Here is a 15383-nt window from a genome sequence, read left to right as displayed (position 1 = left end):
GAAAAATACGTAATGTTACGTATAGTTTTGTATTTCTGTGTTTTGTAGTTTTATCACTCAAAAAATACTTATAGTAACAATATCCTAGAATGTTATTTGCTATAATAATCAGTTGCTATATAAGGAATTAAATTTAATCTAATAAGAAATTAGCATGTACATAGATTACTCTTCTTGGGAAACGTTTGAATATAGCTTAAATACATTACAGTTGGACCTAAATAATCCAAGAATAAAATACAGAGGAGATAATTTGAATCAAACTCAGATATTAAAATTCTTAATAAATAATGAAGGTGTTTATGAATTAGCAAAAAAAATATCTGAAGAAGGTTATTTTGTGGGTGAAGAGCCAATAATATGCATTGAAAATAACAAAAAAATTGTGCTTGAAGGCAATAGAAGGACAGCAGCATTAAAACTATTACAAGACCCTAAAAAGTACCTTTCAACAGCAAAGGCAAATACTTTACTTAAGAATATTTTAAAAAATGACTTCCCAGTCGACAGGAAATTAAGATGTTATATAGCTCCTAATCGATTATTAGCGAATCCGATAATATACACAAGGCATAATGGAGATACACTAAAAAAATGGAAAACTGGTAATCAATATGCTTTTGTTGCAGAAATGTTTTATGAAGATGGCTTAGTTGTAGAAGATATATGTGATGTTTTGAACGAAAGTAGAGCAAAAATTTTAAAACCATTAAAAGCATATAATTTATTTTATGAAGGAAAAGAAATTTTAGAAAAAGAGGAAGGAATAATAATTGACGTGGCAGATTTTGAATTTACAAATCTTGAACGTTTTTATTCTTATGAACCAGCTAGAAATTTTCTTGGAATTGAATTTGATGATGAAAGTGGTGAGCTTAAAATTAGTATTCCGCAAGAAGAGTTTGAGAAAAGGCTTTTAGAAGTTTTCAAAATATTAATTGACTCAGAGAGATTTTCACGTGACTTTAATAAAGATGATGATAAAAAGAAATTCGTTGACAGATTAAACGCAAATTCTAAATTTGACTTTTCTTTAACAAAAGAAGAAAAAGCTGAAAGTAAGTCTTCACAAAAGAAATCTGACCTTGAAGAAAAAAAGAAAATGACTACTCGCAGGAGAAAGAGATCAAGGAAAAAATCTTATGAAAATCGTATCATAATGGGTGACAAAGAAATCATCTTTGATAATGAAAAGCTTGATGGTTTATTTTTTGAATTGAAACATTTACCTATTGATAAAATTTATTCGTTTGCAGTTTTATTAAGAACTTATCTGGAACAGTCGTTGTACTTTTATCTTAAAGAAAAGGAGTTATTTGACGATTTAAGTATTAAAACAAATGCTGAAAATGAAAAGAATAATCTAAAAAAAATAGATAATTTAATAGCTTACTTAAAAGGAAAATATTCTATTGAAGATGAAATTGAATCAACTGAAATAATGACTATTTTACGTTTCAACAATAAAAAAGATTATTCAAGTACATCACTAAAAATTATGCTAGATTATGTAAAGAATAATGAATTAGAAAATCATTTAGATACCAATCAATTAAAAAACTTAAAACACTATATTGACCGAATAAAAGATGGGTTAGATTTAGCTGTTCATAATATTGAAACTATTGTCGATTTAGAACATAATAAAAGAGCTTGGCAACATTTAGAACCCCTTTTCGACATATTGAGCAACAATTTAAATATTGAAGAATAATGTTTTATTCACCATTAAGATATCCTGGAGGAAAAAATAAACTATCTGCGTTTATAGCTAAAATTTGCATTGACAATGACATAAATGGACACTATGTTGAGCCATATTCTGGTGGTGCATCTGTAGCTTTATTTTTGCTCATGGAGGGTTTTGTAAATAAAATTACCATTAATGATAAAGATCGATCCATATATGCTTTCTGGCATTGTGTTCTAAATAAGCCAAAACAATTATGCGATAGAATTGAAAAAGCAGAACTAACGATTGAAGAATGGAAAAAACAAAAAGCAATACAAACAAACAAAAATAAAGCAGATTTACTTGATTTAGGTTTTTCTACATTTTACCTAAATAGAACTAACCGCTCAGGTATAATTAATGCAGGAGTAATGGGAGGGATTGAGCAGAATGGCAATTATCTTATAGATTGTCGATTCAATAAATCAGAGTTAGTCCAGAGAATAAAAAATATAGCTATACACAGAAAAAACATACGCCTCTATAAAAAAGATGCCATTAAATTAATTGATAAAATTAAAGATGAGGCTCATAATGATAACGTCGTATTCTATTTTGATCCACCTTACTACTTAAAAGCAGACACGCTTTACATGAATCATTATGAAAACAAGAATCATAAAAAAGTAAGCGAAAAAATTAAGTCGATTAAAAATATAAAATGGATAGTGTCTTACGATAATGTTCCTGAAATTCAAGAACTATACAAGGAATGTCCTAAAAAAGAGTTTTCTTTCAAGCATACTGCTTTTGAAATTAGAGATGGAAAAGAGATTTTATTTTTTAGTAAAAATATTCAACAGCCAAAAATTGAAGACTGGAATCCTTTAAAATTTAAATTAAAAAAGAGAGGAAGCCATTCTGAGATAATCTACAAGTAAAAAAACCTTATACCAACAAATCCTCTAAAGCAGGTCTTAGGTTAGCATAGGTAAAATTAAACCCTTTGTTTTCTATTTTTTGAGAGCTTACACGTTGGCTTTCAAATAAGAGAATGTGCATTTCACCAAGTGCTAATCGCATTACAAATCTTGGGATATTAGGGAAAATTAAAGGCCTTTGTAATACACTTGCAGCTATTTTGGTGAGTTCTTTATTGGTAACAGCATTGGGTGCCACTCCGTTGTAAATGCCTTCTAATTGGTTCTGTAAAATATGCATAAAAATACCTGCAAGGTCTTGTACGTGTATCCAACTTTGCCATTGTTTGCCATCTCCAAAAGCCGCTCCAGCACCAAACTTAATCGGTTTTACAATTTCTGGTAATGCGCCACCATCTTTGGCCAAAACCAAACCTATGCGCACTTTGGCAACTTTACAACCTAAGGTTTTAAAACCATCTACGGCAGTTTCCCACTGCGCTACCACTTTGCCCAAAAAGGTGTCAGATACTTGTGTGGTATCTTCCTCATAATAGTTGGTTAAACTTGTAGGGTAAATACCAATGGCACTTGCGGAAACCACATGGTCTACGTGGTAACTGTGCTTTATAATGGTATCTTGTAATAATTGTGCTGTTTTGGTACGGCTTTTAAGGATTTCTGTTTTGTAGCTATCCGTCCAACGTTTAGAGATACTCGCTCCCACCAAATTGATAATGGCAGAAACACCCTCAAAACAGGTGTGGTCTATCTCGTTGGTATTGGGATTCCAGTAAAAGCCTTTATAGTTAGCTTCGGTACTTAATTTAGATTTTGAAGTGGTTAAATAGTGCACAATCATACCCTGTGCATGACATAGTTTTACAATCTCCTGCCCAATTAATCCTGTTGCTCCTGTTATTAAAACGGTCATTGCTTTTCTTTTTAGCAAAGATACGACATGCTTTAGGCCTTCAACGAGACTTTAATTTGGATTTAACGTTTGGTGTGCTCACTGTCAGTTCGAGTGCATTTTAGATGCGAGAGCAAATAAAATTTGTATCGAGAACCGTTTTAACTTATAAGACTTCTCGATACAATTGTTCATCCTTCACAATCACTCGAAGTGACAATGTGGAAACATATAAAACTTTAAACTAATACCAACAACAAAACCGCACTGTCAGTTCGAGTGGATTTTAGATGCGAGAGCAAATAAAATTTGTATCGAGAACCATTTTAACACATAAGACTTCTCGATACAATTGTTCATCCTTCACAATCACTCGAAGTGAAATAAAGGTATTATTAGAATTTTTTCTTTGCTAAATTTGGTAGCTTCTCAAATTCATCATTAATCAAAGCTTCCTTTTTAATACGAGACCATTTTTTTATTTGTTTTTCGGTTTCTATAGCTACCTCTACATTTGTAAATTCAGCAAAATAAACCAACTCAATTGGTCTTCTTGAATAGGTGTAACTATCTAAATGTTTACCTGATTTATGCTCTAACACTCTTTTTGATAAGTCTGAGGTAAAACCTGTGTAATAAATATTATCAGAGCATTTTAATATATAGACGTAATAAATTTTCATTTCTTGAACTTACACAAAATTAGTTAAATGTCAGTTCGAGTGAATTTTAGATGCGAGAGCAAATAAAATTAGTATCGAGAACCATTTTAACTTACAAGACTTCTCGATACGATTGCTCATATCTCGCAATCACTCGAAGTGACAATTAGTGAACATTTAGCTCACTACGTTCGCTGAACGTTACTAATAAACATTTGGCTCGCTTCGCTTCGCCGAATGCTTTTAATAAACATTTGGCTCGCTTCGCTTCGCCGAATGCTTCGTTGCACGAAGCATTTCCCTCTTTCCAGGTGGGCCAGGAAGACGTTCAACTATAAAACCAACAGCTTGCATGGCACGTCGTACGCTTCCTTTTGCTGAATAGGTGACCAAAACACCATTGTCTTTTAATGCTTTATACATAATCTTGAAGATGTCTTCTGTCCATAGCTCTGGTTGTACGCGTGCGCCAAAGGCATCAAAATAAATGATATCAAACCTATTTTTGTCAGTGATATCCTTGAAGAATTTTTCTTGTTTTTCGAGTGTAAATATTGGAGTAATATTACGTCCTTCTTCCCAAGGTATGCTATGCATGTTCTCGAATTCAGCTTTATGCTGTTCAGAAATTAGTTCGACGTAATTCAGCTGTTGAATTTCTTCGGTTTTTACAGGATAGGCCTCCACTCCAACATAATTTATGGGTTGCTGAAGCTCTTCAGCTTTTAAAAAAGTGAGAAAGGCATTGAGTCCTGTGCCAAAGCCAATTTCGAGGATGCTTATTGGCTGAGAACCCTTTTCACTTCTACTCACTTCGACTTCGCTCAGTGACCTACGCTCAGTCTGACAGTCTTCTAAACAAAAAAGCAAACCATGTTTTATAAATACATGATTCGCTTCTTGTATGGCACCATGGATGGAATGGTATTGTTCATTCCAATCTTCTATCTGAATGGTTTTAGAACCATCGGATGTGGTGATTATTTTTCGCTTCAATTACTGAATTAAAAGTTTTCTAATCTTTGGGATTGGTCCTGTACATTCTGTTTTATGACACGCCAAACAGTTGTTGATTGTAGCATTATAACGCTCCTTTAATTCAACATTAGACAAAGTATCTACAACCGATTTTTGAGACTCTATAAAAACGTTTACAAAACTATTCCATACTGGTGTTCTGGCATGACCATTACTCATCTCAGCCGAATGTAGTTTCATCAGATCCAATGGCATTGATGCCGGAACTTCACCATTAACAATCTGCTGTTTTATTTGCAAATTGTAAGCATACATGCCATTCATAAGATTTGCCATCTGAGAAGGTTGATGCATAATCAATTCTGGCTTTTCCTTTTTTTCAGTAGCCTCTAGCTCAGTTTCATTCTTGCAATTAAAACATAATAGCAACAATGTCAAAAGCGCTAAAATCTTATTGCTTAAGGAGTACTCCATCAGCTAAGAACTTGTATTCGAATTTCGGTTCTGTGATTGCAGCAATCTCTTCTGCAGATTTACCTGCATCTTCTGCGTAGTGTCTTAATTCGTCAACAGAAGTTTCTTCTACAAAGGCTTTTCCGTTTACAACCACTTCGCCTTCAGCATTAAGTGGCATAAAGAAACCGTAATCTTTAAAACGCACCATAACTTCATTATCGTTACCCATGTCTAAAGTCATCCAACAGCCTTTTTTAGAGCAGACCTCATTGATTTTTCCAGTCATTTTAGCATTGATGGTATCACCAGCTTTCAGACCTTTATAATGCTCTATCATACGGTCAGCAGATAATGCATCGGCATCATTGATTTCCATACCGAAAGACGCGTAAGCAATCTCATCTTTAACCTCTTGTACGTCGACATCTTTTACTTCCTTTTCGTTTTTGCAAGACACTATGGCTAAGCTCATTGCTAAAATCAAAACTATTTTTTTCATTGTTGATTTATTTAGTATTGTTTATAATAGAAGCACAAAATTACGAATTTTAAGATAATATTACCTTTTATTAACCACATTGATTTTGTACTTTTGCCGAAATTTAAAACACCTCTTTAATGGTAGAAACTAACCCTAACGAAATCGTTATCGTAAAGTCCGAAAATTCTAAAATTAAAAATGTTGATTTCGACAACTTAACATTTGGTCGTGTATTTACAGACCATATGTTTGTATGCGATTTTGAAGATGGTAAATGGCAGACTCCAAAGATTATGCCTTACCAACCAATGACGATAGAACCTTCTGCTCGTGTTTTTCATTATGGACAAGCTGTTTTTGAAGGTATGAAAGCCTACAAAGATGAAAACGGCAAGATCTTTTTATTTAGACCAGACCAAAATTTTAAAAGAATTAATAAATCTGCTGCCAGACTTGCTATACCAGAGTTTCCTGAAAACTACTTTTTTAAAGGTTTAGAAACCTTATTAAAAATGGAAAGCGATTGGATAAAACCAGGACTTGGCAACTCTTTATACATACGTCCTTTTGTTATTGCCACTGAACCGGCTATTTCGGCATCACCAGCAGCAACTTATCGTTTTATGATTATATGTTCACCAGCTAAAGCTTACTACAATAAGCCTGTGCGTGTGTTGTTTGCTGAAAAATTCAGTCGCTCTGCTGACGGTGGAGTTGGATTTGCGAAAGCAGCGGGAAATTATGCAGCGCAATTTTACCCAACAGGATTAGCACAGAAAAAAGGTTTTGACCAAATCATTTGGACTGATGCTTCTACACACAAGTATTTAGAAGAAGCAGGTACCATGAATATTTTCTTTAGAGTTGGTGATAAGCTTATTACTGCTCCTACTAGTGACAGAATTCTGGATGGTGTAACACGAAAGAGTGTAATACAGCTTGCTGAAGATTTAGGTATTGAATGTGAAGTGAGACCAGTCAGTGTAAAAGAGATTAAAGAAGCTGCTATAGATGGTAGTCTTAAAGAAATTTTTGGTGCTGGTACAGCAGCAGTTATTAGTCCTGTTTCTGCATTTGAGCATGCTGATGATGTTTATGAAATTCCTCAATTGGAAAACTCATATGCTTCGCTATTTAAAAAGACGCTTACAAATATTCAACACAACTTATCAGAAGATAAACATGGTTGGAGACATGAAGTAAAATAATTAAAAAAAGCAGCCAATCGGCTGTTTTTTTTTATGATTCTAAAATCTCTTTTATATTTGGTTTAAAATAATTAGGCCCTTTCAATACTTTACCGTCTTCACGATAAATTGGCTCACCATCTTCACCTAATTTACTCATATTACTACGTTGAATTTCCTCAAAAACTTCTTCAATTTTGTATTGAAGTCCATGCTCTATTATTGTGCCACAAAGGATGTAAAGCATATCGCCTAAAGCATCAGCTACCTCAACCAAATCATTATCGTTTGCAGCTTCAAGATATTCCTCATTTTCCTCGCGCATGAGTTTGTAGCGCAACATGTTTTTTTCTATTCCTAAATCGGCTTTTGGTGTTTCTCTGTGTCCTATTTTAAAAGCGGTATGAAATGCTTTTACAGCATTGATTTTGTCTTGCATATTCTAATTTAAAAACTAAGGTTATTATTTTTTCGTATATAAATTATAGATCATCATTTTTTGATGATTTTGCTATGATTTTAATTATTTTTGCGTAAAAATACACTAATGTTTACTACAGGTCAACTGATTTTTGGGATTTTGTTTTTTATAGCTTTCGTCATTGCTGTAGCCTATCAATATCGCAAAGATTTAAAGATTCATAAAACTTATTATAAAGGCACTGTTTGGATTCTTATTGCCTTTATTGGTTTTATTGGCATGATTGCCGCAGTAAAATTTCTTTTGATGTAATTATTTCCATATTTTTCCTTTTTTAAGAGGAGATAAATGCTCTCAATTGTTCTATAGAAAAAGATACTATGATTTTTCTTTATGCAGTTTTGGCTTTGATTGTATTTAATGGACTACTCTTACTAATTAGCTCTAATAACACTGATGATTTTAGTAAAAACAAAAAGCAGTCTTAAAACTAAGACTGCTTTCTCAACATCAAATATGTATTATTAATTTACCTCTGGTAAAAAACTATAGGTTTTACTATACTCTAACATTTGCTCAGGGAAACCAACTGGCTGTGTAACTTTAATCGCTGTAATTTCACCATTTTCATCCATTTCTGGTACTAAAACAGGATTTACAAAACCACTGTAAGGTGCAGATGTAAATTGCTTATTACGTTCTAAAACCTCTGCGTGAATTGCTTGGTCTACCTTAACGCCATAACCTTCTACCAAAGCTTCAACAGCTGCATAATCACCTTCAGATTTAATACGTTGGGTCTCTCTTAATAATTGACCGAAAAGCTCGTGTAACTTATCGTAATCATTAATATTAAAATAGGTTTTACCATCTCTGGTTACTTTTTCTATAACATTGTCTGCTTTTCCTTTTTCATAAGCCCAAGCAGAAACCCATTGACGGTTTCTCATATGCGCTTCTTCTACATCGTCACCAAGATTCAAACGGATCAATTGCGTCATTAAACCATTTCTTATATAACCATCGTAAGCTGCTTTTCCTACAGATTTCCAATCGTCAACTAAACCTAATTCTTGTAATTTAGAATCGTACAAATAGTATAGACCTACTAAATCTGCTCGACCTTCTTCTAAGGTAGACGCATAGTTTTTCAAGGTTTCTTTAGTTTCACCTACACCTGGATTTAATTGTCCTGAAGCGTGACCGATAACTTCATGTAATGCAGTGTGAAGTTTATCAGCTAATTGACCATACTTTTCTTCAAGTTGTAACTCTTCTTCATCGTGTACAAACTCTTTTAAGCGACCTGTGCTACCTGCATTATTGTATGCTTCAATAATGTTTCCAAGTGACACAGACTTACTTCCCACTTCCTTTCTAATCCAGTTGGCATTTGGTAAATTCACACCAATTGGTGTACTTGGCGAGGCGTCACCAGCTTCACCTGCAACCGTAACCACTTTATAAGTTACACCTACAACGTTTTTCTTTTTGTGCTCGTCCATTAAAGGCGAATTATCCTCAAACCACTGTGCGTTATCTGAAAGTACCTTCATCTTTTGAGACATATCAAAATCATTGATTTGCACAATAGTTTCGTAAGAACCTCTATACCCTAATGGATCGTTATACACCTCAATAAAACTATTGATGTAATCTACATTTCCTTCAGTAGCAGCTGTCCAAGCTACGTTATAATCGTCCCAAGTTTGCAAATCGCCTGTTTTATAATACTGAATTAACAAACCAATAGCATCGCCTTGTGCTTTATTTTCGGAAACGCCTTGTGCTTTTTCTAACCACTTTACAATTTCATCTATTGCAGAACCATAAAGTCCACCAGATTTGTAAACTCGCTCCTTTAACACACCATCTTCTTTTACTAACTGAGAATTTAAACCAAATGATAATGGCTTATCTGGATTTGGAGATGTTTTAGCTGCGTAGAATTTTTCTACATCTGCATTGGTAACGTTTGGTCCATAAAAATTCACTGCGGACAATGCTACATTATCCACACCTTTAGCCTGATTTACCTTTTTTGAATCTTTATCATTAAAAATCATATCAAACGCTTCGCCATCTAGCTTAGTGTTGGTTGCTAAGAATAATTTGTTCAAGTAGTCTTTTGAAAATTCTGGTTTTAACTTGTCGTTAGAATAATGATGATGAATACCATTACTAAACCAAACACGTTTTAAATACACTTCAAAAGCTTTCCAGTCTGCTGAAGTTTTATCACCGGAATAATTAGTGTAAACGTTTTCTAAAGCTTTTCTAATTTTTAGGTTATGTCTATAGTTTTGATCCCACATAATATCACGACCAGCCAAACCAGCTTGTGTTAAATAATACACTAATTTCTGTTCTTTTAAAGTTAAATTATCCCATCCAGGAATTTGATAACGTAAGATTTTAATGTCTGCAAATTGTTCAACATTATAGTCAAACTTATCTGCTACTCTTTCTGCAGTATCGTCCTTAACAGGTTCTTTACTTTCATTTTTACAAGACCAAGCAAAAACAACCATTAGGCAGATTACAACTATTGATTTTAGTTTCATATATAAGTTAGTTTTTATGAATTCTCACAAATGTAACACTTATAGGACAAATTACTATCTTTGGACAACTACTAAATCATACTAAAAAATGAAGGCACTTAAGTATATTCTTCTGCTACTGCTTATTCTTTTTATCGGATTTTCAATTTACATTGCGGTACAGCCCAATTCCTTTGAAGTTACCAGAACACGAAACATAAAAGCACCTCAAGAAGTTCTTTACAATAAAATTATAGATTTTGAAACTTGGGAAGATTGGTCATCTTGGGTTGAGTCTGACCCTGAAATGATACTTACTATTCCTGAAAAACATGAGGGTGTTGGTGGTTCTTATTCTTGGGAAGACAAAGATGGTGTTGGCACAATGACAACCGTAGCAGCCAATCCTTACAACTCAATTACCCAAGAAATGCAGTTTGCTGAATTTCCTAAATCTGATGTATCATGGCAACTTGAAGTTAAAGAAGATGGTTCGACTGATGTGACTTGGGGTATCTCTGGGAAAGACTTGCCGTTTGTGTTCAAACTATTTTCGACCTTAATGGGTGGGATGGAAAAGCAAATTGGTCCACATTATGAAAGAAGTCTAGAAAAACTAGATAGCATCGTACAAGAAGATATGAAGCGTTATGAAGTAACAATAAATGGCATCACTGAGTATGGTGGTGGTTATTATTTGTACAAAACTACCAATGCCAATTCTCAAAACATTAGTGCTAAAATGGGCGAGAATTTTGGTGCAATTATGATGTTTATGTGTAAAAATGACATCAAACAATCTGGAATGCCTCTAACTGTATATAATGATATGAGCTCTGCAGATGTGATAATGAGTAATGGCATTCCTGTTAATGAAAAAATCACATTACCTGAAGGTTCTGATGTTTCCATTAATTTTATCCCAAATATTAAGGTTCTAAAAACCACCTTAAAAGGCAATTATACTAATCTTAATAAAGCTTGGGAAGAAACAATGGCTTATTTAGTCAAGAACAATTTGGAACAATCTGAAGAGAACCCTTTTGAAATATACACCACCGATCCAGGGAATTATCCAAATCCTGCTGATTGGATTACCGAAATTTACATTCCGATAAAATAGATGAAGCAATTTATTTTAGTCTTTATTGGCGGTGGATTTGGGAGTACTCTACGTTACCTTATTGGAAAATTGTTGAACAGTAACCAAACCGGAATACCTTACGGCACTTTTGTTGCTAACATTTTGGGTAGTTTATTGATAGGGATTATCCTTGGACTTGCTGCTAAAAACGACAGTCTAACACAAAACCAAACCTTGTTTCTTGCCACTGGGTTTTGTGGTGGCTTCACTACATTTTCAACCTTTGCTTATGAAAATCATGTGTTTCTAAAATCAGGTGACTTTACCAGTTTTGCCATTTATACCATTACTAGTTTTATCGTTGGGTTTTTAGCTGTTTTCTTGGGAATGTATTTGGTAAAGTAGTATTTAATTGTTAGTAAATAGTATTTAGTATAGCGTATGAAATGTTATTACTCTTTTCTCACACACGATTAAACAGTTAAACAATTCAACGGATAAACATCTAACGAAACTACTTCTTAAACGCCTTTACGCCTGCTTCTATTTTTAATGGCAAGTAATTTTCCCTAGGTACAATTGGGCAAGAATATCTTTCGTTGTAAGCACAATACGGATTGTAGGCTTTATTAAAATCTATTTCAATAGTGTCACCTTCTGGAATTTGCAAATCTATATAACGTCCACCAGCATAGCTTGCCTCACCATTAGTGTCATCTAAAAATGGTAAAAACAAATAATCTCTATACTCTTCTGTTTCCATTAAATCCTTTCCTTGGTAAACATTTAACTCATAAGTTTTATCATTTAACAAAAATGTAATGATACCAAAGATGCGTTCTTTAGAAACACGATCTGTCGTGGTTTTCATATTAAACCATTTAGAATCTGGAGTCCTTTTAAGTGTAGCTTTAACAACATACGTAGAATCATACTTGAAGAAATCCAGCCCTTTAAAATTCTTTAAATCTTTTTTCTTTAATGGCGATTTACTAGCATCTTTATACTCTGCATTCATTTCTTTTTGCCATTCTGTTTCACCAGATACAGTAACTTTGTCTTGTGCACAACCCACAGAAGTTATCAATAAAAAAAGCAAGATTATTTTTTTCATTCTTTGATATTTTAGATGCTCAAAAATACAACTTATCAAATTTTATTGTAGTTTTACTTCAAGTAATTAGAAAATAAAATGTTACAAGTCAATAGATATTATAAGCAAACCTGTGCGATTTCTTCGGAAAACATTCGGACGCATTATCTATTGTAGTAATACTTATATACTATTTAACAATATTTGAAAGTCCGACGATACCGTCGGACTTTTTATTTTTATAACAATCAATCAAAATGAAAAAACTATTCAACAATTACTTAATGACCTTTGGAGGATTGTCCAAGGAAGTTTGGTGGCTTGCTTTAATTACTTTCATAAATAGGTCTGGCACAATGGTCGTTCCTTTTCTTACAATTTATCTTAATGAAGATTTATCATTTTCGATACCGCAAATTGGTTGGATTATGAGTTGCTTTGGTTTAGGTTCTGTTGTAGGTACATGGCTTGGTGGAAAACTAACAGATGACATTGGTTATTATAAAGTAATGGTGAGAAGTCTATTGAGTACTGGTATTGTTTTTATTGCATTGCAATTCTTAACAACTTTTACCCAAGTTTGTTTAGGTATCTTTTTGGTAATGGTAGTTGCAGATACTTTTAGACCAGCAATATTTGTGGCTATGAGTGTGTATAGTAAACCCGAAAACAAAACACGCTCTGTAACCCTTATAAGGTTAGCTATAAACCTAGGTTTTTCCACTGGTCCTGCTATTGGTGGATTGATCATAGCCAATTTAGGATATGGCGGACTATTTTGGGTAGATGGTATTACATGTATTATGGCAACCATACTTCTTATTAGGGTCTTAAATCCAAGAGTAGCAAAAGCTATAGATGATGAAAATAATAAGCATCCTGGGTCTGCTTACAAAGACAAACCCTATTGGATATTCTTTTTAGCAATGTTTCTTTTTGCTGCTATTTTTATGCAGTATTTCTCAACGATGCCTCTATACTATAGAAATATACATTCTTTATCTGAGGTTGAAGTTGGCTTACTACTTGGGCTTAATGGCTTTGTAATATTTTTACTGGAAATGCCTTTAATATATTGGTTAGATCAAAGCAAATATGGGAAAATAGCCCTAACAGCTATTGGTGTATTTTTAACTGTATTAAGTTTTGCTGTCTTAAATCTAACATCCTTTTCAGGAGTTTTAATTGTTAGTATTTTATTAATGACCATAGGTGAAATGATAGGGTTTCCATATTCAAATGCGTTTGCTATGGATAGATCTAAACGAGGAAAAAAAGGACAATATTTAGCTATGTATTTAATGGCTTTTTCCTTAGCCAATGTATTTGGTCACAATGGAGGATTACAGCTTATAAATGCTATAGGTTATGACATGACATGGACCATTATGACCTGCCTTGGTTTATTAGGTGTATTATTACTGATAGTTTTGAAAGGAATACTAAAAAAAGAAAACAAATGAATCTAAACCAAATAACAATTCCGTCATTAGATGTTGAAACAGCGACGGAATTTTATAAAAAATTAGGATTGCAACTCATTGTAGATGCCATGCCAAGATACGTAAGGTTTTTATGTCCTAACGGAGATACAACCTTTTCAATTCATAAGATTGAAGAATTGTCCAAAAACAACCAAACTACTATTTATTTTGAAGTTGATAATCTTGCTGAAACTGTGAGTTCTCTAAAACAAAAAGGAATTATTTTCGACACTGAAATTACCGAACAATCTTGGTTATGGACAGAAATAAAATTAAAAGACCCAGACCAAAATCCAATAATCATTTACAATGCTGGTGAGAACAGAAAAAATCCACCTTGGCGGATAAATTGAAAATTATTTAAGTGGTTTTACCTCACTATGCTTTACCACATGAGACAGAACAATTTGAGTCTTTGTCTCCCCATATGTAATTAATTGGTCAATAAACGTTTCTAAGTGTTTTTGGTTTTTTAAAACCACTTCCATTACAATATTTTCGTTTCCTGTAATTCGGTAACAATTGACTACTTCGTCATAGGTTTTTACTTTTTCCAGAAACGGTTTTAACATTCCCATAAAAGCACGTAAAGTAATTAACGCCTTTAGTTGGTATCCTGCTTCAAAAGGGGATACAAAGGTTGTATAGCCTTGAATAATTTCGGCATCTTCCATTTTTTTTATACGCTCACTTACAGCAGGTGAACTAATCCCAACACGTCTACCTATTTCGGCATTAGACATACGTGCATTTTGCTGTAGGCACTTTAAAATCTTCCAATTTAGCTTATCAATATTCATTTAAACAAATAAAGTCTTAATAACATAAATATTAAAGCTAATATACGATTTAACTTTAATATTTAAAGTTAAATATCATTTCTCTTGAGTAATTTCGTAGCAATTGCTATTGAAATTATGAACTACAACCTACCTTCTCATTTATCGGAACTGCCTGTATATCAAAAGGCAATGGATATTATAATGCTGTCAAGAAGCATTTCTACCTATTTAAATCACGACTTATCTCATCTGAATGACGATGGTACTGAGGATAACGACATTTATTTTTCAGGTGATATTGTACAGCAGTCTTCAAATCTTGCGCCAGAAATCATCAATGTAGAGCGTGAGAATTGCAGAATAAAAAAGCACAAACACCTGGAGAGCTTAGAGCGCCTTACAACAAAACTTTATAGTAATTGCAGACGTTTAGAGCGTTCCAAAAGCAACGGAAAAGATTACTTACCACTTCTTCGCGGTGAAATTAGAACCTTTAGAAAGCTGAAACGTCATTGGATGTTGACGCTTTAATTTGATGTGTTGATCCGCTTTACAATACCCTTCGACAAGCTCAGGGTAAGCGACTCACATAAGTCATTTAATACAAAATATTTAGTCCTATAGATGCTTCGACGAGCTCAGCATAAGCGACTAACACACTTTTTGGAAAAAAGGTACTTCGACTGCGCTCAGTATCAACGAACTCT

Annotated in this window: 18 protein-coding genes; 9 read left to right on the top strand and 9 right to left on the bottom strand. The window is 33.4% G+C overall.

The window, feature by feature from the left end; translation table 11 throughout:
* Positions 1 to 154: 154 nt before the first annotated feature.
* Both ACPX19_RS08925 and ACPX19_RS08920 read left to right on the top strand, forming a co-directional pair.
* On the top strand, positions 155 to 1714 hold the full coding sequence (locus ACPX19_RS08925) for a hypothetical protein (RefSeq protein ID WP_426429657.1): 1560 nt from the start codon (positions 155 to 157) through the stop codon (positions 1712 to 1714).
* The gene (locus tag ACPX19_RS08920; protein WP_426429656.1) at positions 1714 to 2613 is read left to right on the top strand and encodes a DNA adenine methylase; all 900 of its coding nucleotides are present in this window, start codon (positions 1714 to 1716) and stop codon (positions 2611 to 2613) included. The genes ACPX19_RS08925 and ACPX19_RS08920 overlap by 1 nt, the downstream gene beginning before the upstream one ends.
* A 7-nt stretch (positions 2614 to 2620) precedes the next feature.
* Here ACPX19_RS08920 and ACPX19_RS08915 read toward each other — a convergent pair whose 3' ends face one another.
* From ACPX19_RS08915 to ACPX19_RS08895, 5 genes are all read right to left on the bottom strand, one after another.
* Positions 2621 to 3526: a TIGR01777 family oxidoreductase gene (locus ACPX19_RS08915; protein ID WP_426429655.1), complete on the bottom strand. Its 906-nt coding sequence runs from the start codon at positions 3524 to 3526 to the stop codon at positions 2621 to 2623.
* A 374-nt stretch (positions 3527 to 3900) separates the two neighbouring features.
* Entirely contained in the window at positions 3901 to 4188 is a 288-nt protein-coding gene (locus ACPX19_RS08910; protein ID WP_426429654.1) for a GIY-YIG nuclease family protein, read from the bottom strand.
* A 222-nt stretch (positions 4189 to 4410) separates the two neighbouring features.
* Positions 4411 to 5163, bottom strand: coding sequence for a tRNA (5-methylaminomethyl-2-thiouridine)(34)-methyltransferase MnmD (mnmD, locus tag ACPX19_RS08905; protein WP_426429653.1), 753 nt, complete (start codon positions 5161 to 5163; stop codon positions 4411 to 4413).
* Positions 5164 to 5619, bottom strand: coding sequence for a hypothetical protein (locus tag ACPX19_RS08900; RefSeq protein WP_426429652.1), 456 nt, complete (start codon positions 5617 to 5619; stop codon positions 5164 to 5166).
* Positions 5597 to 6100 carry a DUF4920 domain-containing protein gene (locus ACPX19_RS08895; protein WP_426429651.1) on the bottom strand — a complete coding sequence of 168 codons (504 nt, stop codon included), beginning with the start codon at positions 6098 to 6100 and terminating at the stop codon, positions 5597 to 5599. The genes ACPX19_RS08900 and ACPX19_RS08895 overlap by 23 nt, the downstream gene beginning before the upstream one ends.
* A gap of 119 nt (positions 6101 to 6219) precedes the next feature.
* Here ACPX19_RS08895 and ACPX19_RS08890 point away from each other — a divergent pair, with 119 nt between their 5' ends.
* Entirely contained in the window at positions 6220 to 7290 is a 1071-nt protein-coding gene (locus ACPX19_RS08890) for a branched-chain amino acid aminotransferase (protein ID WP_426429650.1), read from the top strand.
* A gap of 31 nt (positions 7291 to 7321) precedes the next feature.
* Here ACPX19_RS08890 and ACPX19_RS08885 read toward each other — a convergent pair whose 3' ends face one another.
* Positions 7322 to 7708 (bottom strand): nucleoside triphosphate pyrophosphohydrolase family protein, encoded by a 387-nt coding sequence (locus ACPX19_RS08885; RefSeq protein ID WP_076620538.1) that lies wholly within the window; start codon positions 7706 to 7708, stop codon positions 7322 to 7324.
* Between the two features lie 108 nt (positions 7709 to 7816).
* Here ACPX19_RS08885 and ACPX19_RS08880 point away from each other — a divergent pair, with 108 nt between their 5' ends.
* The gene (locus ACPX19_RS08880; protein WP_426429649.1) at positions 7817 to 8002 is read left to right on the top strand and encodes a hypothetical protein; all 186 of its coding nucleotides are present in this window, start codon (positions 7817 to 7819) and stop codon (positions 8000 to 8002) included.
* A gap of 212 nt (positions 8003 to 8214) precedes the next feature.
* Here the strand turns inward: ACPX19_RS08880 and ACPX19_RS08875 are convergent, their stop codons facing one another.
* Positions 8215 to 10254, bottom strand: a complete 2040-nt coding sequence (locus ACPX19_RS08875; RefSeq protein ID WP_426429648.1) for a dipeptidyl-peptidase 3 family protein — start codon at positions 10252 to 10254, stop codon at positions 8215 to 8217.
* A gap of 88 nt (positions 10255 to 10342) precedes the next feature.
* Between ACPX19_RS08875 and ACPX19_RS08870 the strand changes: the two genes are divergently transcribed.
* Both ACPX19_RS08870 and crcB read left to right on the top strand, forming a co-directional pair.
* Positions 10343 to 11356: an SRPBCC family protein gene (locus tag ACPX19_RS08870; protein ID WP_426429647.1), complete on the top strand. Its 1014-nt coding sequence runs from the start codon at positions 10343 to 10345 to the stop codon at positions 11354 to 11356.
* Positions 11357 to 11722 carry a fluoride efflux transporter CrcB gene (gene crcB, locus ACPX19_RS08865; protein WP_426429646.1) on the top strand — a complete coding sequence of 122 codons (366 nt, stop codon included), beginning with the start codon at positions 11357 to 11359 and terminating at the stop codon, positions 11720 to 11722. It begins immediately after the preceding gene.
* Positions 11723 to 11831: 109 nt separating this feature from the next.
* On the opposite strand, the gene ACPX19_RS08860 is transcribed toward crcB, so the two are convergent.
* The gene (locus ACPX19_RS08860; RefSeq protein WP_426429645.1) at positions 11832 to 12431 is read right to left on the bottom strand and encodes a DUF1684 domain-containing protein; all 600 of its coding nucleotides are present in this window, start codon (positions 12429 to 12431) and stop codon (positions 11832 to 11834) included.
* 236 nt (positions 12432 to 12667) lie between these two features.
* On the opposite strand from ACPX19_RS08860, the gene ACPX19_RS08855 reads away from it, so the two are divergent.
* Together ACPX19_RS08855 and ACPX19_RS08850 are read left to right on the top strand one after the other, a co-directional pair.
* A complete protein-coding gene (locus ACPX19_RS08855) occupies positions 12668 to 13873 on the top strand; it encodes an MDR family MFS transporter (protein WP_426429644.1) in 1206 nt (401 codons plus the stop codon).
* The gene (locus ACPX19_RS08850; RefSeq protein ID WP_426429643.1) at positions 13870 to 14247 is read left to right on the top strand and encodes a VOC family protein; all 378 of its coding nucleotides are present in this window, start codon (positions 13870 to 13872) and stop codon (positions 14245 to 14247) included. The genes ACPX19_RS08855 and ACPX19_RS08850 overlap by 4 nt, the downstream gene beginning before the upstream one ends.
* 3 nt (positions 14248 to 14250) lie before the next feature.
* Here the strand turns inward: ACPX19_RS08850 and ACPX19_RS08845 are convergent, their stop codons facing one another.
* Entirely contained in the window at positions 14251 to 14694 is a 444-nt protein-coding gene (locus ACPX19_RS08845; protein ID WP_426429642.1) for an Lrp/AsnC family transcriptional regulator, read from the bottom strand.
* 84 nt (positions 14695 to 14778) lie between these two features.
* Between ACPX19_RS08845 and ACPX19_RS08840 the strand changes: the two genes are divergently transcribed.
* Positions 14779 to 15207 carry a hypothetical protein gene (locus tag ACPX19_RS08840; RefSeq protein WP_426429641.1) on the top strand — a complete coding sequence of 143 codons (429 nt, stop codon included), beginning with the start codon at positions 14779 to 14781 and terminating at the stop codon, positions 15205 to 15207.
* The last annotated feature ends 176 nt before the right edge of the window (positions 15208 to 15383 follow it).

The organism is Winogradskyella sp. HB-48 (genome assembly GCF_049942685.1).
GTDB lineage: Bacteria > Bacteroidota > Bacteroidia > Flavobacteriales > Flavobacteriaceae > Winogradskyella.
The sequence above is the reverse complement of the archived record's forward strand: the minus strand, read 5'-3'. Positions and strand labels throughout refer to the sequence as shown.